The organism is Streptomyces sp. NPDC005878 (assembly GCF_040629815.1).
GTDB lineage: Bacteria > Actinomycetota > Actinomycetes > Streptomycetales > Streptomycetaceae > Streptomyces.
In genome coordinates, this window is sequence record NZ_JBEXWK010000020.1 from 83,371 (window position 1) to 108,252 (window position 24,882).

Sequence of the window (24,882 nt, forward strand, 5' to 3'; positions counted from 1 at the left end):
GCCAGTTCGGCACTGAGCTAGGCAGGCTGCTCGTACAGGCGGGGCGCTGCCAGACATTCATTATCACTGCTGCCCCTCGTCATGGGAGGCGAAGCGTACGGGTAGCCGGTCCAGGCAGATGTGGCGTCCGTTCTCGAAGTAGCGGGTCGGCTGCTCGGTGAGGGTGAACGCGGGGTGCCGGAAGAGTTCGTGCAGGACCTGGGCGAATTCGGCGCGGGCGAGATGGGCCCCCAGACAGAAGTGGATGCCATGGCCGAAGGTGAGGTGCCGGTTGTTGCCGCGGTCGAGGCGGAAGGTGTCCGGAGCCGGGAACACCTCCGGGTCGCGGTTGGCCGCGCCGGTCAACAGCACCACCCTGGCGCCGGCCGGGATCTCGTGGCCACCCAGGACGGTCGGCCGGGTGGTGAGACGGGTGCCGTGGTCGACGGGTGTCCACAGCCGCAGCGTCTCCTCGACAGCGGCCGGAATCAGGCTCGGGTCCCCTCTGAGCGCCGACTGGAGATCTGGCCGGGAGCCCAGCTGCCACAGGAGGTGGGCCAGGGTGTTCATGGAGGTCTCGTGGCCGGCGATGGCATACGCGACAAGCATGACGTGCAGTTCCTCGTCGCCGGCGGGCCGCCGCCCGTCGAAGGTTGACCGGACGAGGAGGCTGAGATGGTCGTCGCCGGGTTGTTCGCGTGCTCTGCGGATCTCGCTGTCGAACAGCGCGGTGAACGCCGGCCAGAAGCCCCCGGGTCCGTCGTCCTTGGGCATACGGGCCCAGGTATTGCTGGTCAGCTCCCGGATGCTGCGCTGGGCGTGCTCGGTGAAGCCCACCGCGAGTCCCACCACGGCCAGCGGCAGCGGCACAGCCAGCTCGGCGATCAGGTCTCCGTGGCCGCGTGCGGCGATCGGGGTGACGTGCGCGCGGACCAGGTCCACCAGGGCACCGTGCAGATCACGGACCCGGGGCAGCAGGAACGGCGGCTTCATCGCGGTGCGGAAGCGGGTCTGCTCGGGCGGGTCGTATTCCAGCGGGGCGAACCGGGGCGTGCCCGCGGCGCGCGGAAAGAAGACGCCGGAGGCCGAACTGAACGTCTCGTGGTCGGCCAGCGCTGCGCGGACGTCGTGGTAACGGGAGACGATCCAGGTGCCGCCGTGTGCTCGGGAGTAGCTGACGGGTGCGGAGGTACGGATCGCCCGGTGTACGTCGACGGCGAGGTCCGGGCTCAGGTACGGGTCGTGGGCGTCGAAGTCGGCGGTGAGGCGGGCCAGGTGGGGGCAGCCGGGCACGGAACCGGTGGGGGTGGTGTCCTCGGTGGCCGGTGCCGTGTGCCTCATCGTTGCCCTCCGGTTGATCCGGTGGATCCGGTTGATCCGGTGGATCCGGTCGGTCCGGTCGGTCCGGTTGGCGCGGTCGGGTCGTACCCCTCGTCGGTGATCCAGCGGACCATGCGCCGTAGTGGTTCGGTCGCGTCCTGTGGAAGGTCGGGTCGGTAGTCGGTGGCCCGGCCGAGCGGCACCAGGCGCTGCACGCCGTGGAAGGGTGCCACGTCGCGCAGTCGCTCTTTGAGGGTGTCGGGGTAGACGCCGAGGGTCTGGGTGGAGGAGTCCATGACGGACAGCGCTTGCTCGACGGTATCGACCGGGACCACGTTGGCGACGCGCCCGGACAGTGCGCTGTGGAAGGAGACGGTGTCCGCGGTGCGCGAGAGGATCACGGCGCCTTCGTCGGCTCGGCCGCCGATCACCCGGTACCAGTGGCCTCCCGTGGCGCGCAGGGCGCGCAGTTGTTCGCGCAGTGCCGGGTCGAAGTGGCGGGCCGGGGTGCTGCGGTGGGCGGGCAGGGCCTGGACCTCCTCATGCAGCAGTTCAGCCCACTCCTCGGCGCGTCTGAGTCCTGCCGCGTCGGTCCCGGTCACCACATGCACGACCCGGGCGTTGAAACAGGCCAGCTGGTTCAGCTCGCCGACGTCGGCGGCGGTGAGCTTGGCGGTACGGGCCATGGCCGCGCGGTGGGCGAACCCCTCCGGGCCGATCACCGTGCCACTGGACTTGGGGTCGAGGGCGACGACTTCGAGGCCGGGACGGATGTAGCGGGTGATGTGCCGCATCGCGGCCATACCGCCCCAAGCGATGATCTTGTCGAGCGCACGGGGCTGGTAGAGGACCTCCTCGACGCTTTCGGTGCCGCCCTTCCAGTAGGCCACCGCCAGGTGTCGGGCCAGCGGGTGGGCGGGTGCGAGGTCGGCCAGCGTGCGGGCGATCGCGACTGCTGTGAGCGGGTCGTTGGACGGTGTCTTGATGATGGCGTCGGACCGGGTGAGCGCGTTGCGGATGACGGTGAGCGCGGCGATCATCGGGTGATTGCCGGCGATGACGTGGAGCGTCCGTGCCCCGACGGCGCGGACCGCCGCACGGCGTCCGTCGCGTCCGGGCACCGGCGTCCAGCCGTCGAGGAACCGCGTGCCGATGGTGTGCTCCGCCACGTCGTGCAGTGCCTCGCGGGCGAAGAGGGCGGGCAGGCCTTCGTAGGCGGCGCGCAGGACCGGTTCGGTCATGTCGGACCAGGCGGCGGCGGTGCTCAACGCCTCACGCAGCAACGGGTTGGCGTCCAGCGCCAGCAGCGGGCCGAGTGCCGCGAGTTGATCGATGATCTCGGCGGTGCTCAGACGGTGCAGCTCTTGCAGACTGCCCGGGTCGCGCAGGACCAGGTGCGGCAACAGAGCGACGGGGTCGGGAGCGTGGAAGGCGGGGCGACCGGGCCGGCCGCCGAAGGGGACGAGTCGGTCGGTGACCGTGGTGCCCCGTACGTACGCCGGAACGGTCAGCGTGCCGGTGGCGGTGTCAGGGGGAACCGGGGGTGCGGCCATGAGGGCGGATCCTTGAGGTCGACGGGGTCACAGGGTGGCGTCCGCGAGGTACTCCAGGGCGTCGTCGAGGGCCTCCGGAGTCGCCGCACACGTGATCTTGTCGTCGTCCTCGAACCGCGAGATGCCGGGTTCCACGCGGGCTGTGGTGCGCCCGCAGGGACAGGTCCCGTAGTCCACCGCGACGTGGTCGCCGGTGACGAAACCGCCCCAGTAGACGTCCGCGGTGAGATCGAAGAAGGCCGCCCTGCCCCGCACGGTGCCTTGACGGGGAAGGGGCTTGCCGGTGCCCGGGTCCAGTACATAGGGGACGATCCACGGTTCGACGTGGTAGGCGCCCGCCGGGCAGACCAGACTCAGCATGATCAGTTCCACCATGGCGTAGCACAGCCGTACGGACGGCACTCCGGCGAACCGGGCCACGTCCGCCGCCCAGTCCCGTGGCAGCGCCGAGCCCTTGGTGCCCCCGCCGGGCATGAGGACGGAGTCGGGGGCGAAGGCACCGTCGATGCCCTGGTCCAGCCCCGCGCGGGCCCACTGGTAGTAGGTCTCCCACAGGCTGAGCGAGACGATGCGCTCGCCCCGCAGTTGTTCGGCGAGATCGGCGGTGAAGCGGCGCATGTCCTGGGGCGCCGAGCGGCAGCGGGCCAGGTAGTGGTCGCGCTGTTGCCGCAGCGCCGCGGGGATCTCCACCTGGCCCGGCCGTCCGCTCGCCGCCTTGACGCGGGCGGCGAGCAGCATCAGGTCGGCACTGAGGTGGCCGGGGTCGAGGGTGTGGAAGTGGTCGGCGCTGTGGCGGGCGAGTTGCTCGGACATCGCGGTGGCGTGCCGGGCGATGCCGCTGCGCCCGCTGCGGTAGGAGGGCCACACGACGTGCACCGGCTCGTCCGGCGGCGTGCCGGGCGGGACGGTGTCCTGCCGCACGATCTCGTACAGCAGGGAGTACTGCTCCGCCGTGTGCGGTACGAAGGACATGGTGCCCGAGGTTCCGGAGGAGTGGGCCAGGCGCAGCCGGGTGCGGTCGTCGATCAGGGTCAGCCAGGCGTCGACGCTGTCACAGCCGTCCGTGTCGAGGCCGTCGAGGTCGACGGTGGTGAGCTGCGAGATCCAGCGGGTGAGCTGGTCGAACCGGCCCTGCGACAGCAGTGACGCGGGGTAGGACTTGTAGACGGTGTGGGGCAGGAGCAGCGGGGCCGCGTCGTCGAGCGCGCTGATGGCGTCGATGTGCTGCTCGTGGGCGAGCGCGCCGACCACCAGCAGCCGGTCCGCCAGTTCGGTGAAGCGCAGCCGCAGCGCCGCGAGCTGGAGGGCGGCCAGCTCGGGCGCCGGCAGCCGGTGCATGCCCTCGCGGTCACCGCCGAACCAGCGCAGCGGGTCGTCGGCGAACTGCCGCACGTCCTGGTCCGGGTGGCGAGGGGGCCGGGCGCGCACGGGGGTGGTCGTCATCGGCGGATCACTCCTTTATACGGGCGGGAACGTGGCGGACAGGTCGGCCTGCTCCGCGAGTTCCGTCAGGTACGTCGCGATGTCGGCGGCGGTGGGACGGTTCCACAGCAGGGTGGGCGGCAGCGGGACTGCCAGACGGTGTTCGAGGTCGGTACGGAAGGCAACGGCGCGCAGGGAGTCCAGCCCCAGGTCGGACAGGGCGTGATGGGCGGCGACGCCGGCGGCCCCGCTGCCCAGGACGCGGGCGGCCGATGCCCTGATCTCCTCAAGCAGAGCGTCGTAGCGGCGTTCAGCGGGAAGCTGTCGCCAGGACGGGCTGGACGCGGGTGCCTCCGCAGGGGCCGCCCCGGGCCGGGTGCGGGCCCGCAGTTCGCGCAGGAGCGGGGGCGTGGTCGGGCAGACCGGGCCCTGTCCGGGGCCGGGTTCGGCCAGGCGGAACACCGCCAGCTCGCCGTGCCGGCCGGCATCCGCGCCCGCCCACGCTTCCAGAGCCTCCTCACCCTCGAGGGCGTCCGTGCCCCGGGCCCGCAGCTCGGCGGTCACGGTTTCCGCTTCCGTGCCGGCGGCCATGCCGAGACCGCGCCAGCTCGTCCAGGCCAGCGACAGGGTGTCGTGGTGCCCGGTGGCCCTGCGATGTCGGGCGAGCCCGTCGAGGAAGGCGTTGGCCCCGGCGTAAGGGCCCTGTCCCGGCAGGTGCAGCAGTTGCCCGGCGGACGAGTACAGGACGAAGAAGTCCACACTTCCGGGAGGGAAGAGGCGGTGCAGGGCGAGCGCGCCGGTTGTCTTGGCGCGCATCACGGTGTCCCACACGGGCTCGTCGGCGTCCGGCAGTAGGCCGCCGGCGGTGGCTCCAGCCGCGTGGACGACCCCGCGGATGGGCGGCAGGCCCAGCGCGTCGGGGTCCAGCGCCCGGCGCAGGCCTGCCTCGTCGCACACATCGGCGGCCACCACTCGTACGGTGGCGCCGACCTGCTCCAGCGCCCGTACAGCGGTGACGCGGTCGGCGTGTGCGCCGCGCGGCAGAGCGTCCCAGTCCCGGCGGGCGGGCAGTCCGGTGCGGCCGAGGAGGACCAGTCGGCGCGCGCCGCGTGCGGTGAGCCAGGCGGCGGTACGCAGGCCCAACGCGCCGAGGCCGCCGGTGATGAGGTAGGTGCCGTCCGGGTGGCAGCGCGGCCCGCCGTCCGGGACGGGCGGGGCCGGCACGAGCCGGTCGGCCCAAGCGGTGCCCGCCTCGACGGAGATGACGTCCTCGACGCCGGTCCTGCTGAGGAGCCCGGTGAGGGCTGCCAGGTCGTCCGGGTCCGGGCGGGAGGGCAGGTCGATCACGCCGCGCCACAGGTGCGGCAGTTCACCGGCCAGTGTGCGGCCCAGGCCCCACAGGGCGCTCTGGGCCACCGCGTGCGCGTCACGGGGTATCCGGGCCCCGCGCGTCACCGCCCACAGGGCCGCCGGGGTGCCGTGCTCGGCGACCGTGGCGGCGGTGCGCGCCAGGAGCCGTACCTGCTCAAGGGCGGCCCGGTCGGGACGGAGAGTGCTACTGGGCGGCGGCGCGACCAGAACCACGTCGCCGGGCCTGATGCGGAGCCCTTCGGGACCGGGCAGGTGGTCGGCGCCGAGGGCCCGGGCGAAGCCGGGTTCGGACCCCACCGCCACCACGCGCCCCGGGGGCCGCGCCGTGGGCTGGGACGTAAGGGGGCGGCGCTCGGTGGCGAACAGGGTGCCGCCGGTGCCGGCCCGGTCGGGTGCTGGGGAGGCGTAGCGCAGGCCGCGCATGCGGATGCGGATCCGTCCATCGGGGCCCACGAGGTCGAGATCGACGCTGTCGTCCGCCTCGGACCGCAACCGGATCACCAGCACGGCCTCCTCCGGCACCTCACCGCACTCCCCCAGACAGGCAGTGGCCAACGCCGTCGGCATCCGCAGGCGCGGCGGATCCGGCAGACACACCGAGGCAGTGGAGAAAGCCGCGTCCAGCAGCGCGGCCCACGTGCGCGGCCGTCCGGTGGGCGCGGTGACCACGGCGTACGCCGCGCCCTGCGCACGGACGAGTTCCTTGACCGTCCAGGCGAATCCCATGGACGGCACGCCCAGGTCCGCGAGCCGGCCGGTGACCAGCGCCGGATCCTCCACGAGGGCCTCGGGGCCGGGGCCGGTGAGCGGTGGCAGCGCGTCATGGGTGCACGAGGTGGCGTGGGCGGTGGTGTGAGTGAGCCAGGCGCAGGGCTCGGCACCGCTGTGCCGTGTGGCGAGACGCGAACGCAGCCGCAGGACACCGGACTGCAGCGTGACCTGGACGTCGCGGGCCGCTTCCACGGCGACCGGGACGGCGAGGCGTACCCCGGTCAGGCAGCCGAGGTCTCCCGGGCCGGGGCTCGCGCCGGCTGTCGCGGTGGCGCGTGCGAGGGTGTGCAGCAGCACGGCGGCCGGCACCACCTCCGTCCCTGCCACGGGATGGTCGCCGGGATAGGGGCGGCTCGCGGTGTCCAGACTGGTCTGCCACAGGTGCAGCGGGTCCAGGCCGGGACCGGCGGTGTACTCGCCGAGCAGGGTGTGCCCGGCCGGATCGTGGTCGGCAGGGGGTGCGCTGCCCGCCTCGGAGAGTGCCGCCCAGTGGCGCGTGTGCTGCCAGGCGGTGGCAGGAAGGTCGGTGAGGGTGCCCCCGTCGTGGTGGGCCGTCCAGTCCAGCTCGACGCCCGCGCGGTACAGCGCCGCCGCGTTGGCGAGCAGCGTGGCCCGTTCGGAGGCGCCACGGCGCAGTGTGTGAGCGACGACCGGGTGCGGGCGGCCTCGGGTGTGCGCGTCCGTCAGGGTCTCGGCGACCGAGTGCGCGACCACCGGATGGGTGGACACCTCGACGAAGGCGTGGTGTCCGTCCTGCCACGCCGCCTCCACCGCGGGCCGCAGTCGCACGGGGGCCCGCAGATTGGTGGCCCAGTAGGCACCGTCGCGAGGAACGTCATCGCGCGGTTGCGGCAACGCGGTCGTGTACAGCCGCAGCCGTGGTTGACGGAAGGTCAGGTCCGCGCAGCCGGCTTCGAGGGGACCGGTCAGCCGGTCGAACAGCGGCGTGTGGAAAGCCGTGTCGCTGGCCACGGGCCGGGTGGCTGTCCCCTGGCCTGCCCAGACGGCCGTCAGGCGGTCCAGTGCCTCTGCCCGGCCCGCGAGTACGCAACTGGTGGGCGAGGCGTCGATCGCCGCCCACACGTCCGTCACACCTTGCGCCGCGATGCGCTGCTCGGCGTCCTCGAAGGGCAGGGGGACCAGGACCATGGCACCGTCACCTGCCACAGTCCGCACCAGGGCGGCACGTCTGCAGGCCAGTCGGACGGCGTCCAAGTCGTCCAGCACGCCCGCCACGGCCGCGGCGGCGATCTCACCGACAGAGTGGCCGATCACCGCCGCGGGCCGGAACCCGTAGGACCGCCAGACAGCCGCAAGGCCGAGCTGCACCGCGACGGTGAGGGCCTGGACGCGTCCCGTGTCCCCGAGGTCCGCCGCCTCCAGCGCCTCGCGAGGCGAAAACCCCGCCTCCCTACGGAAGATGTCCTCGAACCCGTCCACCACGGAGGCGAAGACGGGCTCCTCGGCGAGCAGGGTGCGCCCCATGCCGGGCCATTGCGCGCCGTGCCCGGAAAAGACCCAGACCGCGTCCCCCAGGGGCTCTGCCGCAGTCGTCCCTTCCTCGTCGCCCCGGGCGACATCCCGCAGGGCGGCAAGCAGTTCCTCGTAGGTGCCGGCGGTCAGCGCGGCCCGGTGCGCGAGGTGCGAGCGGTGTACGGCGAGGGTGCGGCCGACATCGGCGAGGGCGGGCCGGGGACGGCCGGCCGTATGCCCGGCCAGCCGTTCGGCGTTCGCGCGCAGATGGGCCGCCGACGCGCCGGAGAGCGCAAACAGGCCGCGGGCGGGCCGATGTGGTGCCTGAGGGGATGGAGCAGCAGGCTCTTCCAGGATCAGGTGGGCGAGTGTGCCGCCGTAGCCGTAGCTCGACACTCCGGCCAGTCGCCGCAGACCGCGCGTCGGCCAGGGACGCTCCTCGGTGACCAGGCGCAGGCCTGCGGAAGCCCACGGTATCGCCCGGCTCGGTCCGGCGACGCCAGGTGTGGCGGGCAGCCGCCCGTGACCGAGAGCGAGGACACAGGTGAGCATGCCCGCAGCGCCGGACGCCGCCTCCAGGTGGCCGATGACTCCCTTGACCGACCCGATCAGCAACGGATCGCCGCGCTCGCGCACCGCGCCGTGGACCGCGGCCAGAGCCGCCGCCTCCACCGGGTCGCCCGCACGGGTGCCGGTGCCGTGCGCCTCGACGTAGTCGAGGTCACCGGGCGCGATCCCGGCCGCGCGGCACGCGGACCGCAGCACCGCCTCCTGCGCGGCGGCACTCGGAGCCATGATGCCGGGGGTACGGCCGTCCTGTCCCACGGCGCTGCCGCGGATCACGGCGAGCACGCGGTCGCCGTCGCGATGTGCGTCGGCGAGGGGTTTGAGCACGGCGATGACGCATCCCTCACCGCGTCCGTACCCGTCGGCCGCCGCGTCGAAGGGCTTGCTGCGGCCGTCCGGAGAGGTTGCCCCGGCCTCGGCCAGGGTGACGGCGAGGCCGGGGCCCGCCACCAGCATCACACCGCCGGCCAGAGCGAGCCGGCACTCGCCGGCGCGCAGTGCCTGGCACGCGGTGTGCACGGCCACGAGGGAGGAGGAGCAGGCGGTGTCGATGACGGCACTGGGACCACGCAGGTCCAGTGCGTGCGAGATACGGTTGGCCGCGCCGCACGGCGAGGAGCCGATCCCGCTCCAGGCGCCGATGCCGGGCAGGTCCTCCAGGACCCGCCGGCCGTAGTCGTCGGCCCCGACGCCCACGTAGACGCCGGTGTCCGACCCTGCCAGGCCGCGGGCCGGGACGCCCGCGTGCTCCAGTGCCTCCCAGGCCACTTCCAGGGCGATGCGGTGCTGCGGGTCCATCATCGCCGCCTCGTCGGCCGGGATGCCGAAGAATCCGGCGTCGAAACCGGCGATGTCGGCCCGGTACGCGCCGCGCGACGGTGTGCTGTGCAGAACGCGCCGGGCGGCGCCGCCACCCCGGGCAGCGGCCTCCGCCCACCGGTCGGCGGGGATGTCCCCCACCACGGGTTCACCGCTCGACAGCCGTTCCCACAGCTGCTCCGGTGAGTCGATGCCGCCCGGGAGACGGCACGCGATGCCGATCACCGCGACGGGCTCGTGTGGCGGACAGGCCGGGACGTTGGGCATGAGCCGCGGAACCTCCTCGGTGTACGGCGGTGTCGACGGGTCGCGTGAACCGACTGGTATCGGACGTCCAGGGGGCGTGGACCGTACCCACGGGCCGGCCGACCGCATGGGCTGCGGTGCGGTCGGCCCGAACAGGGCGGCGTCAGAGCTTGACGCGCGTGCCCTCCCAGATGTCCTTCTGCCAGATGTCGCCGAACAGCCAGTTGCCCGGGGCGTCCGGGTCCGGGCTGGTGTAGTACTCCTTCCAGGCGGACAGCAGTTCATCGACGGACAGGCTGCCGTCGCCGTCGCGGTCGAGCTTCTCGAAGGCGATCCGGCTGTTCTCCGCGGAGGTGCCGAACGCCTTCTGGAAGCAGGCGAACTCCCCTGCGTCCACCGTCCCGTCGTCGTCCCGGTCACAGATCGACCACAGGGCTTCGGCCAGCGGCCGGAACCCTTCGGTGAAGCCGGCCTCGTCCTCAGCGAACGCGCGGCGCAGCCCCGTCCGCCATTCCAGCGGGGTGATCCGGCCGTCCTGGTTGAAGTCGACGGCCGCGCTGACGTGCTGCCAGAACAGCCCGAACGCCTTGAAGAGAGCCTGTGCCTTGTCGGAGCCGAACGGCTCGCCGATATACGCGACGATCCGGGCCGCCAGCGCCAGAGCGTCGGCGCTTTCGAGGACACCGTCGCCGTTCTGATCGCCGTGTCCGAAGCACACGTCGAGCTTGCGGTCGAGGAGCTGGGCGACGTCCTGAGGGCTCATTGATTGGCCTCCCTGTGCCGAGGAATTCCGGGCCGGACATTGGTCCCGGACACGCACTTACGAAATTAGGCGACGCGACACGGGATGCGCACAGCTAACGTGACAGTGCGCTTAACTTGGCTTTAAGGCACCTCCGGCCAGCGCTGATCCGTCACACTCGGACGAAGAGGCCACACCAACCGATCACTGGCGATGCCCAACGGCTCATCAACGGTCAGCCGCCAAATCAGGGCGATCAGTAAACCCATCGACGCCCACCACTTCCGGTCTTCTCGGCATTAATATTCTCGTATTCTCAAGCGAAAGTCTTATCCTGAACAGTGCCATCCGTACCGTCAACTCCCGTATTTCATAGGGCCGTTAGACTGGTGGTGGCAGGACCTGCGGCACGTACGGTAGGCCCGGGGGCGTACCTCGGGCGCTCGACGAGTGGGGGCGGCGAGCATGTTGGTGACACTGCCTTGTGACGGGTCGCCGGAGTCGGCGGCGGCCTTGGTCGCGGCGGTCGGCGCCGCGTTGGAGGGCGACGGTCCGGCGGTCCTGCCCGTGGCGGCCGCTGCCGCGCCACCGTCGTTCGACGTCACCGCCGCTGTGCCCGACGGAACGGCGGCCGTCGTCGGGACGTCCGGCTCGACGAGCCACCCCAAAGGCGTGCTGCTGTCGGCCGACGCCTTGCGCGCGTCCGCGCAGGCGACGCACACCAGGCTGGGCGGGCCGGGACGTTGGCTGCTGGCGTTGCCGTCCTACCATGTCGCGGGACTGCAGGTGGTGGTGAGGTCGCTGCTGGCGGGAAGCGCACCTGTCGTCCACGATTCGCGCGGCGGGTTCCGCGCCGAGCGTTTCCGTGCGGCCGACTGCCGGTACACCGCCCTCGTGCCCACCCAGCTCGTACGTCTGTTACGAGCGGGCGGGGCGGCCGTCGACGCCCTGGGTGCCTTCGACGCGGTTCTGCTGGGCGGCGCCGGCGTGCCGCCCGAGCTCGTCGACCGCGCCCGGGAGGCCGGGGTGCGGGTAGTGACCACGTACGGCATGAGCGAGACCGCCGGAGGGTGTGTCTACGACGGGGTGCCACTCGACGGTGTACGCGTGCGGGTCGTCGACGATCTGCGGCACGCCGGCGCCGAAGGCCCCGCAGAAGGGGACAATCGAGGGACGATACTCCTCGGCGGACCGACTTTGGCCTCCGGATATCTGGGCGAGCCGGAGCTGACGGCACGGGCCTTCTCGGACGGCTGGTTCCGTACGGACGACCTCGGCCGGTGGCGTGCGGACGGCCATCTGGACGTGCTCGGCAGGGCCGACGACGTGGTCATCACGGGCGGGGTGAAGGTTTCCCCGTCAGTGGTGGAAGCGGTCCTGCGCGAGCAGCCCGGGGTGGGCGACGCCTGCGTCGTGGGCCTGGCCGACGGCCACTGGGGGCAGATCGTGGCCGCGGCCGTCGTGCCCGAGGAGCCGGGTGCCCTCGGGGCGGGCGCAGAGGATGAACTGGCGGGTGCGGTACGGGCACGGCTAGGGGCCGCGGCCGCGCCGAAGGCCGTACGCGTGCTGGCCGAGCTGCCCCTGCGGGGGGTGGGGAAGCCGGACCGGAGGGCCGTCCGGGAGCTCTTCGAAGACGGCGGCGGCCGTCTCTGACCGCGCTCCGCCGATACTCCTCTCCATGGCCAGATGTCGGCCCCCTCCACGATCACCGCATCGTCAAACCCCTCCTCGATCAACCGTCTGCCGTCAGCCGCGCGTGCCTCCGTGTGTGCGCCGCCAAGAAACCCATGTCGACCTCGTACGGGACAGGTTGATCGGGGACGTCGATCAAACCGTCCTTGGCCCGGGTCTCGGGGGTGACGATGTCCCGGTCGAAGTACTTGTCCGAGCCGGAGTTGTCGCCGGGCAGGGTGAAGCCGGGCAGCGAGGACAGCGCGATGTTGGCCGCGCGACTGACCCCGAAATCGTGCATGCCACCGCACCAGACCGGCGTCCCGGCCGCCAGACAGGCGTCGTGAGCCAGCTTGGCCTCCAGCAAGCCGCCCAGCCGGACCGGTTTGATGTTGACGACCCGGCAACTGCCGAGTTTCAGGGCCCGGCGCGTCCGCTTCGCGGAGTTGAGGCTCTCGTCGAGACAGAGCGGTGTGCGCAGGTTCTGTTGCAGTACGGCGTGGTCCGTCAAGTCGTCCCAGGCGAGGGGCTGTTCGATCATCATCAGGTCGAAGGCGTCGAGTACCTGGAGGTGGGGGACGTCCTGGAGGGTATAGGCGCAGTTCGCGTCGACCATCAGCGGCAGGGTGGGGAACCGTTCGCGTACCGCCTCCAGCACGCTCACGTCCGCGCCGACGCCGATCTTGAGCTTCACCCGGCGGTAGCCCTGGTCCACGTGGCGCTGGACGGTGTCGCACAGCCGCCCGAGATCACGGTCCATACCCAGGCTGACGCCCGATTCCACGGTACTGCGGGCGGCGCCGCCGAGGAGGTCGGGCAGCGGACGGCCGGTCGCGGCGGCCAGCAGGTTCCAGGCGGCCATCTCGATGCCGCTGCGGGCGAAGTTGTTGGCCTTGACCCGGGAGTACAGCGCGACGAACTCCTCGATGGTGTCCCAGACACGTCCCAGGACTGCGGGCGCGAGGAAGTCGTGCATGACGGACCACACCGTGTCCGTGGTCTCACCCGTGTAGTACGGGTCCACGGGCGTCGGCGCTTCTCCCCAGCCCACCAACCCCTCGGCACTCGCTCGCACCACCACGTGGCGCAGTGTGCCGGCGCCGTGGGTGCTGGCTCGGAAGGCATGGTTGAGGCGCAGCTCGATGACGTACAGATCGATCCGGTCGACGCGCATGCGGATACTCCCGCTTGGTGGGGTGACAGATGTCTGGTGTCGGGCGGTAGGTGTCGGGTGGTACGTGTCGGGGTCGCAGGCTGTCTCATGGTCTGAGGGACGAACCCCCGTCCACCGTCACCGTGGTGACCGTGAGGTGTGCCGCCTGGTCGGAGGCGAGGAACCCCACGACGGAGGCGATCTCCTCCGGATCCGCGAACCGCCCGCGCGGGATGCCGACGCGATAGCGGTCCGGCTCCCCGTGCAGCAGTGCCTCGCGGCGCCCGGAGACATGCCAGTTGGCGCGGGACATCGCGGTCTCGGTGGTGCCCGGCGCCACGACGACGCAGCGCACTCCGAGCCCGGCGAGTTCCAGGCCCAGGCAGTTGGTGAGGTAGTGGGCCGCGGCCTTGGAGGCGCCGTACAGCCCCTGGCCGGTCTTGACGATGGTGGCGCTGTTCGACCCGATGGTGATGATGCGGCCCGCGCGGCGGTCAGCCATGCGCCGCCCCACCGCTCGCATGCAGTTGAACGGTCCGTGGGCGTTGACGGCGAAGACCCGTTCCCACTCCGCGTCGTCGTACGCGGTGAGCGCGGCGACCCGGCCCAGCACCCCCGCCGCGTTGACCAGAACGCCGATCGGGCCGACCGTACGCTCGACCGTCTCCACGACCCGTTCCACCTCGGCGGTGTCGGTGACGTCCAGACGCATCCCGAGAGCCGATGCGCCCTGGCCGCGCAGCGACCGCGCCAGTGCGGTGGCACCCGTGTCGTCGATGTCGGCCGCCACCACGGACGCTCCCGCCGTGGCCAGGCAGGAGGCGATGGCTGAGCCGATGCCGCCGACCGCGCCGGTGATGAGGGCGGTGGTCCCCGCGATGCCGGTCAGTCGCATGTCCCGTCCTGCCCCTCCCCCGGTCCGAAAAAGGCGTCCAGCGTGCGTCGCTCGAATTCCATGCGCTCCACGTCCCCGCCCTGTGCCTGTAGTTGGCGCTTCAGGTATGCGGAGGTGGACGGGTCCGCGCGAGCGGTCTGCGCGGCCACCTCGACAGCGGCCGCGCGTGCCTCGCCCCGTGGGACCAGGCGCTGCAGCAGGCCGACGCGGAGCGCCTCGTCGGCCGGTACCCAACGGGACGTCAGGAGGATGTCCCTGGCGGCCGCCGGTCCGACGACACCCACCAGCCGGGCGGCTCCGATGGGGATGCCCATCTCGGCGCCCGGGAAGCGGAAGGAGCTGCCTTCGGCGCCGACCCGGATGTCGCACGCCGCCGCCAGCTCCGCCGCGACGGCGACGCACCGCCCCTCGACGGCCGCGACGACCGGCTTCGGCGCGGCGGTCACCGCCTGGTGCAGCCGGGAGAAGGCCCGCATCCTGCGCGCCCGCCCGGCCGCGTCCAGTTGTTCGTGCCGGTCCGCACCCACGCCGAAGTCCTCTCCGGTGGTGGCGATGACCAGGGCGCGTACGCCGGAGTCCGCTGCCGCGTCCGCCACGGCGTCGGCGACCAGCCCGGCCATCGACGTCGTCAGTGCGTTGCGGGACTCGGGGCGGTCGAGCAGGAGGACCCGCACGCCCAGCACCAAACCATCGACCCCATCGACAACATCCACAACCTGGATCACGCGGTCACCCGAGCCGTTCGCCTTCGAGGACGGCGTCGACCGCTTCGGCCACGGCCGCGTGGACACGCTCGTGCACGGTGACGTTCGCCTCCCGGTCGGTGCGGACGTGGATCACCGACACCCCTTGTTTTTCGACGAGTTCGGCCAGGACCGCGTCCAGCTGACGGTGGTCGCCGGCGGAGCGGACGGTGACGCCGTACGCGGCCGCGATGGCGGGTATGTCGGCGGACTGCGGCGTGCCGAAGAGCGCCTCGAAGGTGGCTGGGGGCAGCCGCCGGGCGGGTGGGAGGAACGAGAAGATGCCGCCGCCGTTGTTGTCGACCACGACGAACGTGCAGCTGAGCCCGGCGTCCGCCGCGCCGAGCAGGGCACCGGCGTCATGCAGGAAGGTGAGGTCCCCGATCAGTGCGACCACGGGGTCAGTGGTTGCCGCCGCCGCGCCGAGCGCGGTGGAGACGACACCGTCGATGCCGTTGACACCTCGGTTGGACAGGACGGTCGGCGGCCGGTGCCGGGGCGCGGTGAACCATTCCAGGTGGCGGATCGGCATCGACGATCCGACGACCAGGGCCGTGTGCGGCGGCAGGGCCGACCACAGTTGGCGCGCCACGCGTGGCTCGGTCCAGTCGCTGTAGCTGTTGAGGACGGCGTCCAGGGCTTGCTGTGCGGCAGCCTCGGCGTCGGCCCAGGCATCACGCCAGCCGGACGGGACGGGGTGCGGCACGGCCTCGGCGGCGGCGCGGCAGAGCGCGGTCGGGTCGGCGCACAACACCGTGTCGGCCCTGCGCTGCGGATCCCGCCACCGCCAGTCGGGGTCGACGGTCAGGTGCTCGATGGCCGGATGGGCGAGCCACTCGGCCATGACGCGCGAGGCCCAGCGCTCGCCCAGGTGGAGCACGGCCGACGGACGCAGCCGGTCGCGGGCGGCGGGAGCACGCAGGATGGCGTCGGCCGCGGCCACGGTGGTGGAGTGGGGTGTACGGGCGCCCGAGCGCGGGTCGGCGAGCACCGGCCAGCCGAGCGCGTCCGCCAGCGCCCGGATCGCCTCCGGGTCGCCCGCGCCGCTGCCCGCGACGATGACACCGCGCTGCCCGGCCCGCCCCGCCAGATCGCTGACGGCCTCCGGGGACGGGGCACGCACACCGCGTACGACACGGTGCCACGGCCCGTGGGCCCGGGCAGGCGGGAGTGGTCCCGGCTCCGCGACGAGGGGATCGCGGAAGGCGAGGTTGAGATGGACCGGGCCGGGCCCCACGGGACCGTAGGCGGCTTCGGCGACCGCCCTCGCGGCCAGCGACCGCCAGAACACCCCCTGGTCCGGCTCGGGCACCCCGGCTTCGGCCGCCCAGCGTACGGCGGATCCGTACAGGCCCGGCTGCCTCATCGTCTGCGGAGCAGCCACCTGTTGGAGCTCCGGCGGCCGGTCCGCCGTGCACACCAGCAGCGCCACACCGCCGAGGTCGGCCTCGGCGACGGCCGGGTGCAGCTCGGCGGCCGCCGTACCGCTGGTCGTCACGACCAGCGTGACCCGCCCGGTGCGGCGGGCGATGCCCAGGGCGAAGAACCCCGCCGAGCGCTCGTCGAGCCGGATGTGCAGCCGCAGCCTGCCGTCGGCGGCGAGGGCCAGCGCGAGCGGTGTCGAACGGGAACCGGGGGAGATCACCGCGTCGGTGACCCCGAACCGTGCCCACTCGTCGACCAGGGTGGCGGCGAAGGTGGCCTGGACGCGTCCGGCGTCCGCCGCCGCGCGGGACGCGCTCGCGCTGTCGGCCGACTGCTCGGTGGCGCTCCGCCGGAGCCCCGCACGGCCCTCGGAAGCGGTCTGGGGAGTCTTCATGGCCGGGTCCAGTCCTTGACGGTGCCGAGCCGCACCAGTGCGGCGCCGAGCTGCCCCATCAGGCCGTTGCCGACCCCGGAGAGCATGCGGTAGCCACTGCGCTGCAACTCCTCCCCGCCCTTGTTCGACGGTGAACCGCCCGACAGCCAGCCGTCCTCGGTGAGATGATCCCCGGCCAGCACCTCCCACGCCCGCAGCGCCGCCGCACCCTCGCGGCGCGCCTCGAACTGACCCTGCTCGGTGCCCAGGGCCAGGGCCGCGGCGATGCCCGCGGATCCGCAGGTCTCGGCGCCGGTCTCCGGCTCGCCGAGGTAGCTGTCCCAGATGCCCGCGGCGTTGCGCCGGGACAGGGCGAGGGCGGCGACCCGCCGGGCCTCGTCCCACAGCCCGGCGGTATCGGCCCCCTCGCCGAGCTCCGTCAGCGTCCGCACCAGGCCCAGCAGGTACCAGGCGTAGGCGCGGGCCCAGTTGCGGTAGAGGTGGGTGCCGTCCGGGAGCAGGCGCAGATGCAGATCGTCTCCTGTGCACAACCTGGCGCGCCGCAGCCGCAGTTGCCGTAGGGCCGGCTCGCGCAGGGAGGGATCGGCCGTCGCCGCGATGGCCGCCATGGGATAGGCGACGGTGTACGAGCCTTCGGCGGTCGTCGGTGCGTCCTTGACGCAACCCTCGTCGTCGGCCCGGACCCGCCAGGCCTCGACGGCCCGCTCCCGAGCGGGATTGCGGGGATCGAGCTTGGCGAGGACTGCGTACGGGAGTGTGGCCTCGATGCCGTAGAGGCGGTCATCGGCCGGACGCCCGCGCGGATCCTCGTACCGCAGGGTGCCGTCGGGGAAGTAGACGGCCAGATGGTCCGCGAGTGCGGTGCGCGCACGGCCGTCACCGGGAAACGTGACGGTCAGGTCATACAGCGCATCGAGTACACACCCCTCCATCCAGCCGAACGGCTGCAGGCTGCCGATCCCGGTGAGGGTGCGGTGGAGCGCGGCCGCGCGGTCTGCTGCGTCTGCGGCCGGGGTCGGAGCCGACGTGGCACCGCCGAGACCGCCGAGGCCGTCGAGGAGCAGTACGGGACGGCGCTCCGGGGGTGCCTTCGGGCCCGCGAATATCCACAGTGTCGGAGGTCCGTCGGTGAAGTCACTGTCGTCAGGAGGCGGTTCGGACAGGCTGAGCGACACCCCCTCAGCCAGGGCGAGCCGTGTCGCGTCCCGGTCCAGGGGCGCGTCGTAGGGCTGGTGGCAGTCGGGGTAGCGGATGTCGTACGTCGTGAGCCGCTGGTGCGTCTTGGCGGAGTGTGCGTGCAGGCGCACGGCTCCTCGCAGGTCACAGGCGACGAACAGCCGCAGACGCCCGGTTGCGGCTGCCGCCCGCTGGGGCGGCTCCAGCGGGGGCCGCTCCAGCAGGGTCGGCTCCAGCAGGGTGGGGCCGCCTTGGGAATGCGTCGCGACGGGAGCGACGGACCAGTCCAGAGGGGTGCGCTTATCGGCCGGGAACGGGATATCCGGCGCGTGTACGCCGGAGAATTCGGCAATGGTCGATGCCATGACGCACACCTCCGGTCAGGGCGCGATGAGAGCGGGCAGAAGGGCGTCGAGTTTCGCGCGGGTCTCCGCCAGCTCTTCGGCTGGATCGGAGTCGGCCACGATTCCGCTCCCGGCGAAGACCGTAGCGTTCGCTCCGTCCAATTCGGCGCACCGAATCGTCACGCACAAACAACCGTTGTCCTGTGCGTCCACCCATCCCAGCGCCCCGCCGTAGAGGCCGCGATCCCAATCCTCGACCCGGTCGATCATTTCGTACGCGGCGTCGCGCGGCCAGCCGCAGACAGCCGGTGTCGGATGCAGGGCATCCGCCAACTCCAGAAAAGACGGGTGGTCCGGTTTGAGTTCGACCGTCAGATGGGTCATGAGGTGCTGCACATTGGCGAGTTTGAGGATCTGCGGTTCCTTCTCCACGCGTACGTTGACCGCGTGGGGTGCGAGCGTGTCGAGCACCATGTCGCGCAGAATGCGGTGTTCCTGCTGGTTCTTGGGTGACTCCACGAGCCAGCGGGCGAGCTCGCGGTCCGAGGCGTCGTCACCGCCGCGGCGGACGGTGCCGGCCAGGGCCTTCGACTCCACGTACCGCCCCTGCTTGGAGAGCAGCAGCTCGGGACTGGCTCCGACCAGGCCGAACGCGGAGAAGAGATAGGCGCCGGGGAAGGTCTGCGCCAGCCGTCCGAGGACCTGCGTCGGTTGGATGACGGTGTCGCTCATGACCACCACCCGCCGGGCGAGCACCGCCTTGCGCAGCTCTCCCCGCCGTACGGCACCGGCCACGTCGGCGACGTTCCCGCACCACTCCTCGGGCTGCTCGACCGGCCGTAACGCATAGGACCGCGCTGCCCGGTTGATCTGCGGCGGAGGCCCCAGGGAATTGAGGAGCGCACGGTGGTCGCAGCCTGGTGCCAGGCGCAGAGTACGTTCGGGGACGGCGAGCCGGACGGGTTCGCCGCGCCGGAAGGGGAATGCGATGAAGCCGACCCCGTCGCCGTCCCGTAAGAGATCGCAAACGCCCTGGCTCGGAAGGACGGCGTAGTCTGCCACCTGCTCGACTCCGAGCAGGGAAAGCTCTGGCGAAGAGAAGAGAATGCGCTGGTCGGTGGTGAATTGAATCGCTGCGCGGGCAGCGTCGGATAAGCTCGGCACAACAACCCCCGTAGGTGAGCCGAAAAATGCGATGCGGCCGTCCTTGCCGGTCAGTGAGACTCATCGGCCACAGCGAACACCGGGTCGAGCGTGACCGCGTTGTCGCGACGAAGTCAAGGGCGAATTCGCGCCACGCGAGATGTCGGTGATCCGGTGCGTCGAGGGTTCTTGGGGGCGTGACCAGCTAGAGGCTGGTTCTAGAAAGGAATTCCACGGGAAGCCTCGCGGCGCAGATTGGGCAGATACGCGTGCCCTCCGCGAGGGGTGCCGCTGAGGCGGGTGCCGCCGCATCGCGTGACGATGTGCCGTTTGGTCGGAAGGCTCGGCAGGCATGCCGTCCCGGCCGCAGGGACATGCTTTCGCGTATGAAAGGGAGCCGGAGGCGCGCCGTGGTCCTGGTGCTGCTGGCTGTCGTCTTCGTCGGCTATGCCCTGCTGCTGTGGCAGGGGCCCTGGTGGCTGGACGGCGATCGGCTGCGCACCCGTGACCTCCAGCCCGCCGACGGCGTGGTGGTCACAGGATTCCGTACGACATTGGTCGCTCTGGGCGCCGGCGCGGTCGCAGGGGCAGGCCTCTACTACACCGACCGCACGCTGCGCCACACCCGCGAACGCGACCACGAGCAGGCCGAGATAGCCCGCGACGGCCAGGTCACCGGCCGCTACGTGGAAGCCATCAAACTCCTCGCCTCGGAACGTACCGTCGAGCGGCTCGGCGGTATCTACGCGCTGGAGCGGATCATGCGGGACTCCGTCAAGGACCACCCCACAGTGGTCGAGGTGCTGGCCGCGTTCATCCGCGAACAGGTACCGGTACCGCCTCACGCGCGGCTGTCCGACCGGGCACGGCCGGAGGAGTCCGTCCAGGCAGCGCTGACCGTCCTGGGCAGACGCCCACAAGTGGCGGAGCCGTTCCGTATCGACCTGCGGCGTACGGATCTGCGCGGAGCGGACCTCCAGAACGCCCGGCTGGAGCGCGTCCGCCTCGGCGGTGCCCACCTGGAGAAGGCCGATCTGACCGGCGCCCATCTGGAGGAGGGCTGGCTGCGCGATTCCTGCCTCACCGGCGCGTGGCTCGAAGGCGCGCATCTGGAACGCGCCGTCGTCAGGGGCACGGACCTGCGCGGCGCAACCATGAAGGGCGTTTGCTTCGCGGGCACCCGCCTCGTGGACGCGGACCTTTCAACGGCCGTCGGCCTGACGGCGCCGCAACTCGCCGAGGCGGTACTCGACAGCGCGACGAAGCTGCCCGACGCGGTGGCGCGAACGGTTCGGGCAGCACCGTGAGTGCCGCCTGGCCGCCTAGCTGCCTAGCTGCCTAGCTGCCTAGCTGCCTGGAAACCGTCCCCCCGCCGTAAGGATCCCGGTCAGCGGCCATCACCTCGAACGCTGCCCCTCGGCTGCGGCCTGTGGGACCGACAACACTTCGGACGGCCCCAACAACCGGTCGACGACATCCGGTTCCGGCCGGCGTCCCTTCTCGACCGTCCGCCTGCAAGCGCCCGGCGCGCCAGGCACCCGTTCACCGGTGGGGGCGGGTAAACGCCTTGCGGCGCGGGCCGACTGGCGCCGACAGTGGGCGGATGGATGACGGGGGTCGGATCAGGGCCGCGACGATTGAGGACGCGCCCGCAGTATGTGCACTGCTGAACGCGGTCGACGAGATCGAGATCGGTGCGCCCGAGACCGCGCTGAAGGAGGTCGAGGAGGACCTCGCAAAAGCGCGCGAGGCGTGGGTGGCCGTCGAGGCCGGGCGCACCGTGGCGTACGCGGCGGTCCTCGACGTGAGCGCGGACGGGGCTGTCGACATCGACCACTACGTGCTGCCCGACCACCAGGACGCGGGCCTGCACCTGCTGGACCTGGCCGAGGCCCGCTCACGCGAGCTCGCCGGGGAGGCGGGAGCACGTGAGGCCGTCCTTCACCTGCACCTCAACGCGGCCCCCACCCTCGACACCGCGCTGCTCGCCGGGCGCGGCTGGCGCACGGTGCGCCGGTACCACGTGCTGACCCGCCCGGTCTCCCCGGACAACGACCCGGTCCCGGAGCCGCCCGTCGGGGTGCGGCTGCGCCCCTGCGCCGACGAGACCGACCGCCGCACCGCCCACCGCCTGCACCAGGAGACCTTCGCCCGCCACTTCGACTTCCGCCCGCAGGGGTACGAGGAGTGGCTGGGCCGGATCGCCCCACACACCGGTACGGACTGGTCCCTTGTGTGGATCGCGGCCGTCGACGGCATCGGGGACGCGGCGGTCCTGATCACCCGCGACGACCGCGAGGGCATGGGCTGGATCCGCACCCTGGGCGTCCTGGAACAGGCCCGCGGCCGCGGGCTCGGCAGCTACCTGCTGCGCCATGCCTTCGCCGTGTACGCGCGGCGCGGCCGCGACACGGTCGGCCTGGGCGTCGACACGGAAAACGTGACGGGAGCGCTGCGGCTGTACGAGTCCCACGGCATGGGCGTGCACTACGCGGTGGACACCTGGGAGTTGCGGCTCGAAGTGTGAAAGCCCGTAGAGGCGGTCGCACGCGAACGGGCCCCGAACGCCTCACGCCACCGTGCCGCGATCCGCTCGTAGCGCTCCGGGCCGGCGTCACTGATGATGTGTCACCTCACGGCTGGCTTCGGATCTGTCATGTCGCAATGGGGATTTCCCTTTGCCAGGCAGTCCCGTCCCTCCCGCACACCCAGGGCGGCGCGGAGCGTGGCGAGGACCTCCTCCTGCCTCGGAACCAGATCCGGATGGTAGGCAGCGGGCATCAGCCCTTCGAGCCGCCATCCGCCCCCTTGCATGAGAGCAGTGGTCGCGGGAGACGCCGGAAGATGTGTGTAGAGCTTCCGGCCCAGGTTGCCGAAGAGGCGGGGGATCTCGTCGAGCATGAAGCCGAACGCTTCGGGCGACTTGGCGCACAGCGGCATGAGCTTCACCGGGTCGCCCTTCTTGGGCCCGGTGGCGACGGTTCCCTGGATCCGTCGCCCTTCTTGGGCCCGGTGGCGACGGTTCCCTGGATCGCCCCGGACGAGTCGACCGCCACATAAATGATTGCCGTACGAGAAGGCGCAGTGGCGTCAGATCCGCACGCTCTCCGGCGGTGAGCAGAAGCGGCTCGTCCTGGAGGCGCTGCTGCGCGGTCCCGACCAGGTGCTCCTGCTGGACGAGCCCGACAACTACCTGGACGTCCCGGGCAAACGGTGGCTGGAGGAGCGCCTCGGCGAGACCGGCAAGACCGGGCTGTTCGTCTCGCACGACCGGGAGCTGCTGGCCCGGGAGCCGACCGACAACCTGGACCTGGAGTCGGCGGAGGCCCTGCAGGAGGGGTTGGAGGCGTACGAGGGGACGGTCCTGGCGGTCACCCACGACCGTTGGTTCGCCCGGTCCTTCGACCGCTACCTGGTGTTCGGCAGCGACGGCCGGGTACGCGAGACGCCTGAGCGGTGTGGGACGAGCGCCGCGTGGAGCGGGCACGCTGACGGAGTGGAGCGGTCCCCTGGGAGGGCAGTCGGTCGCGCGTGATCACCGGATGCCGTATCCCCGCCCGATGGTGCTGCTTCGACTGGTTTCGCAGATGCGCGGCGGCGTCCTGCGGTAGAAGTACAGCATGATGCCCGTCGAGGAAGCCCGGGACGAACTGAAGCACCTGTTGAGCCGGTGCGAGCGCTGGTTGTGCGACGAGGAAGGGGTGCGTGACCTCCTCGCCGACGCGGACGGGCTCACCGACGACGCCGCACGGCTGGAAGCCCTCCGTACACGCGTGCTGTCGTCCATGCTCAACGTGGCTCTGCTGGGACGGCAGTCCTCGGGAAAAAGCTTCCTGATCAGCGGTTTGCAGGGCGGCCTTGAGTACATCCCGATCACCGACGAGGACGGCATGCCCTCGGCGGAGTTCCTGGGGGTCCTTCCGTCCTCGGCACGCCCGACCACAGCGTGCCCGTGCACGGTGATCCCGGTGGAAGAGGATTCCCTCGACCAGGTCCCGGGCCGGGCAACGCTGCGTGTGCGGTTCACCGACGGCCGGGCGGAAGACATCGGTACGGACCTGCCGCCCGCGGTGGTCAGCGCGTACGGGGCGGTGGACGGCGATGTGACCAACCGGCGCCGCGAGCACATCAACCGCCGTGTGGAGTCGATCGAGGTACTCATCTCCCATGCCCGGCTCCCGGTCAGGCTCTTCGACCTGCCGGGCTCGGAGTCGCCGATCGAAGAGCACGAGATCATCATGCGGGAAGCCTGGGCCCGGGCCGACTGCTTCGTCTACGTCAGTCACGCGACCTCGGCCCTCACCGCGAACGAGTTGCAGCTCATCCGGGACCTGTACGCCCACCACATGCAGAGCAATGCGAACAAGAAGGTGTTGTGGGTCCTGACGGGGATCGACCTGGCGACCCAGCGCGAACAGGGGCAGGCCGCCTGGAAGAGTGTGCTGACCACGAACAACGCCTACCTCCGTACGCATTTCGGCGCCCCGGGCGGACAGTTCATCGGAGACGGATTCCTGCCGGTGTCGGCCGCCTGGGAAGCCGAGGCGGAGTTCCAGAACGCCCAGGGCAACGACGGGGGCACCCTCGCGCGGCTCAGCGGCATGGAAACCCTGCGCGATCACCTGCGCGGTCTGATGGAGTCCGGCGCCGGACACACGCATCTGCGCCAGGTCGCCGACGAGGCCCGCTGGCTCGTACGCCGCCGCCAGCGCCAGCTCGCCGACATGCTCGACACCCACCAGCTGGCCGTGGAGGACCTGGAGGTCCAGCAGCAGAGCCTGCGCCGCCGCATCGGGGGCGCTGAGCGCGCCCTGGATCACATCCGCACCGACCTCGGGCGCGAGCTGCAACGCAGGATCCGCACGGCGCGCGGACCGTTCGCCCGCTTGTCCGAGGAACTGCACCAGCAACTGGACCCCCTGATCGACCGGGGCAACCTGAGCGCGGAGCACGCCAATGAGGTCGATGTGCTCCAGGTCCAGCTGTTCAGCCAATGGATGACGTCACCCACGGGCCCGGCCACCTTGTGGGCGAGCGAGCTGGAGACGCTCGACGCGTCCGCCCGGCAGTTGATCCGGGCGGATCTCGGAGTGGACACCGGCGCCCAGCTGGTCTCTCCCGAACCGCTCGACACGAGTTACTTCCCCATGCACACCGATAGCCGCCAGCCCCTGACGGCGTACGGGCTGGTGCAGGCCGCGGCGAACACCCTCGGGGTCGCCAGCCCCATCGCCGCCGGCGCCGTGTGGCTCACGACCAGCCTCAGTCTCGCCACCATCGCGGTCCCGGCGGGAGCGGCCGTCCTCACCGCCATCGCCATCGCCAAAGTCACCGACGTCCTGAAGGACCGCGAGTCCAAGATCCAAAAGGCGCGCCAGGAGCGCAAGGACATGATCGATGAACAGGTGAAGCAGGCCCGGAGCGCGTTCGACAGCGTCGCCCAGAGCCAGGGCCGGCTCCTGATCGACGCGGTCGAGCACCATCACCTGCAACACCAGGCCCGGCTGAAGTCGACCTTGGCGCAGATCATGGAACGCATCAACGCGGAGGACACCGTCCGCAGCCGCGCCGTCATCGACCGCCTCTCCCCCATCAACCAAACCGGTCTGGCCCTCGTCACCGGGTTGCAGGACCTGCGCGACGCCCTGAGAAGCGACGCCCTCATGGGGCGATGA

General features: G+C 71.6%; 16 protein-coding genes and 1 pseudogene. 5 read left to right on the plus strand and 12 right to left on the minus strand.

Annotated elements, in window-relative coordinates; genetic code table 11:
- Positions 1 to 63 precede the first annotated feature (63 nt).
- From ABZ404_RS26290 to ABZ404_RS26310, 5 genes are all read right to left on the minus strand, one after another.
- Positions 64 to 1,320: a cytochrome P450 gene (locus tag ABZ404_RS26290; RefSeq protein WP_358835206.1), complete on the minus strand. Its 1,257-nt coding sequence runs from the start codon at positions 1,318 to 1,320 to the stop codon at positions 64 to 66.
- Positions 1,317 to 2,852, minus strand: a complete 1,536-nt coding sequence (locus ABZ404_RS26295; RefSeq protein WP_358835205.1) for an acyl-CoA reductase — start codon at positions 2,850 to 2,852, stop codon at positions 1,317 to 1,319. The genes ABZ404_RS26290 and ABZ404_RS26295 overlap by 4 nt, the downstream gene beginning before the upstream one ends.
- Before the next feature lie 27 nt (positions 2,853 to 2,879).
- Positions 2,880 to 4,295: a hypothetical protein gene (locus ABZ404_RS26300; protein WP_358990946.1), complete on the minus strand. Its 1,416-nt coding sequence runs from the start codon at positions 4,293 to 4,295 to the stop codon at positions 2,880 to 2,882.
- A gap of 15 nt (positions 4,296 to 4,310) precedes the next feature.
- A complete protein-coding gene (locus tag ABZ404_RS26305; protein ID WP_358990949.1) occupies positions 4,311 to 9,542 on the minus strand; it encodes a beta-ketoacyl synthase N-terminal-like domain-containing protein in 5,232 nt (1,743 codons plus the stop codon).
- A gap of 142 nt (positions 9,543 to 9,684) precedes the next feature.
- On the minus strand, positions 9,685 to 10,284 hold the full coding sequence (locus ABZ404_RS26310) for an EF-hand domain-containing protein (protein ID WP_358833817.1): 600 nt from the start codon (positions 10,282 to 10,284) through the stop codon (positions 9,685 to 9,687).
- Positions 10,285 to 10,728: 444 nt separating this feature from the next.
- On the opposite strand from ABZ404_RS26310, the gene menE reads away from it, so the two are divergent.
- Entirely contained in the window at positions 10,729 to 11,916 is a 1,188-nt protein-coding gene (gene menE / locus ABZ404_RS26315) for an o-succinylbenzoate--CoA ligase (RefSeq protein ID WP_358833816.1), read from the plus strand.
- A 79-nt stretch (positions 11,917 to 11,995) separates the two neighbouring features.
- On the opposite strand, the gene menC is transcribed toward menE, so the two are convergent.
- The 6 genes from menC to ABZ404_RS26345 form a co-directional block, all read right to left on the minus strand.
- On the minus strand, positions 11,996 to 13,108 hold the full coding sequence (menC, locus tag ABZ404_RS26320) for an o-succinylbenzoate synthase (RefSeq protein ID WP_358833815.1): 1,113 nt from the start codon (positions 13,106 to 13,108) through the stop codon (positions 11,996 to 11,998).
- An 85-nt stretch (positions 13,109 to 13,193) separates the two neighbouring features.
- Positions 13,194 to 13,982 carry an SDR family NAD(P)-dependent oxidoreductase gene (locus tag ABZ404_RS26325; protein ID WP_358833814.1) on the minus strand — a complete coding sequence of 263 codons (789 nt, stop codon included), beginning with the start codon at positions 13,980 to 13,982 and terminating at the stop codon, positions 13,194 to 13,196.
- Positions 13,973 to 14,656, minus strand: a complete 684-nt coding sequence (locus ABZ404_RS26330) for an enoyl-CoA hydratase/isomerase family protein (protein WP_358833813.1) — start codon at positions 14,654 to 14,656, stop codon at positions 13,973 to 13,975. The genes ABZ404_RS26325 and ABZ404_RS26330 overlap by 10 nt, the downstream gene beginning before the upstream one ends.
- Positions 14,657 to 14,711: 55 nt before the next feature.
- Complete coding sequence (menD, locus tag ABZ404_RS26335; protein WP_358833812.1) at positions 14,712 to 16,544, minus strand: 2-succinyl-5-enolpyruvyl-6-hydroxy-3-cyclohexene-1-carboxylic-acid synthase; 1,833 nt, start codon at positions 16,542 to 16,544, stop codon at positions 14,712 to 14,714.
- Positions 16,541 to 18,085 carry a glycoside hydrolase family 88 protein gene (locus tag ABZ404_RS26340; RefSeq protein WP_358833811.1) on the minus strand — a complete coding sequence of 515 codons (1,545 nt, stop codon included), beginning with the start codon at positions 18,083 to 18,085 and terminating at the stop codon, positions 16,541 to 16,543. The genes menD and ABZ404_RS26340 overlap by 4 nt, the downstream gene beginning before the upstream one ends.
- Before the next feature lie 15 nt (positions 18,086 to 18,100).
- Positions 18,101 to 19,228, minus strand: coding sequence for an isochorismate synthase (locus ABZ404_RS26345; protein WP_358833810.1), 1,128 nt, complete (start codon positions 19,226 to 19,228; stop codon positions 18,101 to 18,103).
- Positions 19,229 to 19,593: 365 nt separating this feature from the next.
- Between ABZ404_RS26345 and ABZ404_RS26350 the strand changes: the two genes are divergently transcribed.
- Complete coding sequence (locus ABZ404_RS26350; RefSeq protein WP_358833809.1) at positions 19,594 to 20,514, plus strand: pentapeptide repeat-containing protein; 921 nt, start codon at positions 19,594 to 19,596, stop codon at positions 20,512 to 20,514.
- A 296-nt stretch (positions 20,515 to 20,810) separates the two neighbouring features.
- Positions 20,811 to 21,734, plus strand: a complete 924-nt coding sequence (locus tag ABZ404_RS26355) for a GNAT family N-acetyltransferase (protein WP_358833808.1) — start codon at positions 20,811 to 20,813, stop codon at positions 21,732 to 21,734.
- 101 nt (positions 21,735 to 21,835) lie between these two features.
- Here the strand turns inward: ABZ404_RS26355 and ABZ404_RS26360 are convergent, their stop codons facing one another.
- Positions 21,836 to 22,156, minus strand: a complete 321-nt coding sequence (locus ABZ404_RS26360) for a hypothetical protein (RefSeq protein WP_358833807.1) — start codon at positions 22,154 to 22,156, stop codon at positions 21,836 to 21,838.
- Between the two features lie 118 nt (positions 22,157 to 22,274).
- On the opposite strand from ABZ404_RS26360, the pseudogene ABZ404_RS26365 reads away from it, so the two are divergent.
- Positions 22,275 to 22,699 (plus strand): annotated as a pseudogene (locus tag ABZ404_RS26365) (ABC transporter ATP-binding protein); the annotation flags it as partial.
- A gap of 128 nt (positions 22,700 to 22,827) precedes the next feature.
- Entirely contained in the window at positions 22,828 to 24,882 is a 2,055-nt protein-coding gene (locus ABZ404_RS26370; RefSeq protein ID WP_358833806.1) for a dynamin family protein, read from the plus strand.

Excerpts from the sequence above, each read along its gene's own strand:
- ABZ404_RS26290 (WP_358835206.1), bottom strand. The coding sequence starts at position 1,320 with ATGAGGCACACGGCACCGGCCACCGAGGACACCACCCCCACCGGTTCC.
- ABZ404_RS26295 (WP_358835205.1), bottom strand. The coding sequence starts at position 2,852 with ATGGCCGCACCCCCGGTTCCCCCTGACACCGCCACCGGCACGCTGACC.
- ABZ404_RS26300 (WP_358990946.1), bottom strand. The coding sequence starts at position 4,295 with ATGACGACCACCCCCGTGCGCGCCCGGCCCCCTCGCCACCCGGACCAG.
- ABZ404_RS26305 (WP_358990949.1), bottom strand. The coding sequence starts at position 9,542 with ATGCCCAACGTCCCGGCCTGTCCGCCACACGAGCCCGTCGCGGTGATC.
- ABZ404_RS26310 (WP_358833817.1), bottom strand. The coding sequence starts at position 10,284 with ATGAGCCCTCAGGACGTCGCCCAGCTCCTCGACCGCAAGCTCGACGTG.
- menE (WP_358833816.1), top strand. The coding sequence starts at position 10,729 with ATGTTGGTGACACTGCCTTGTGACGGGTCGCCGGAGTCGGCGGCGGCC.
- menC (WP_358833815.1), bottom strand. The coding sequence starts at position 13,108 with ATGCGCGTCGACCGGATCGATCTGTACGTCATCGAGCTGCGCCTCAAC.
- ABZ404_RS26325 (WP_358833814.1), bottom strand. The coding sequence starts at position 13,982 with ATGCGACTGACCGGCATCGCGGGGACCACCGCCCTCATCACCGGCGCG.
- menD (WP_358833812.1), bottom strand. The coding sequence starts at position 16,544 with ATGAAGACTCCCCAGACCGCTTCCGAGGGCCGTGCGGGGCTCCGGCGG.
- ABZ404_RS26340 (WP_358833811.1), bottom strand. The coding sequence starts at position 18,085 with ATGGCATCGACCATTGCCGAATTCTCCGGCGTACACGCGCCGGATATC.
- ABZ404_RS26350 (WP_358833809.1), top strand. The coding sequence starts at position 19,594 with ATGAAAGGGAGCCGGAGGCGCGCCGTGGTCCTGGTGCTGCTGGCTGTC.
- ABZ404_RS26355 (WP_358833808.1), top strand. The coding sequence starts at position 20,811 with ATGGATGACGGGGGTCGGATCAGGGCCGCGACGATTGAGGACGCGCCC.
- ABZ404_RS26370 (WP_358833806.1), top strand. The coding sequence starts at position 22,828 with ATGATGCCCGTCGAGGAAGCCCGGGACGAACTGAAGCACCTGTTGAGC.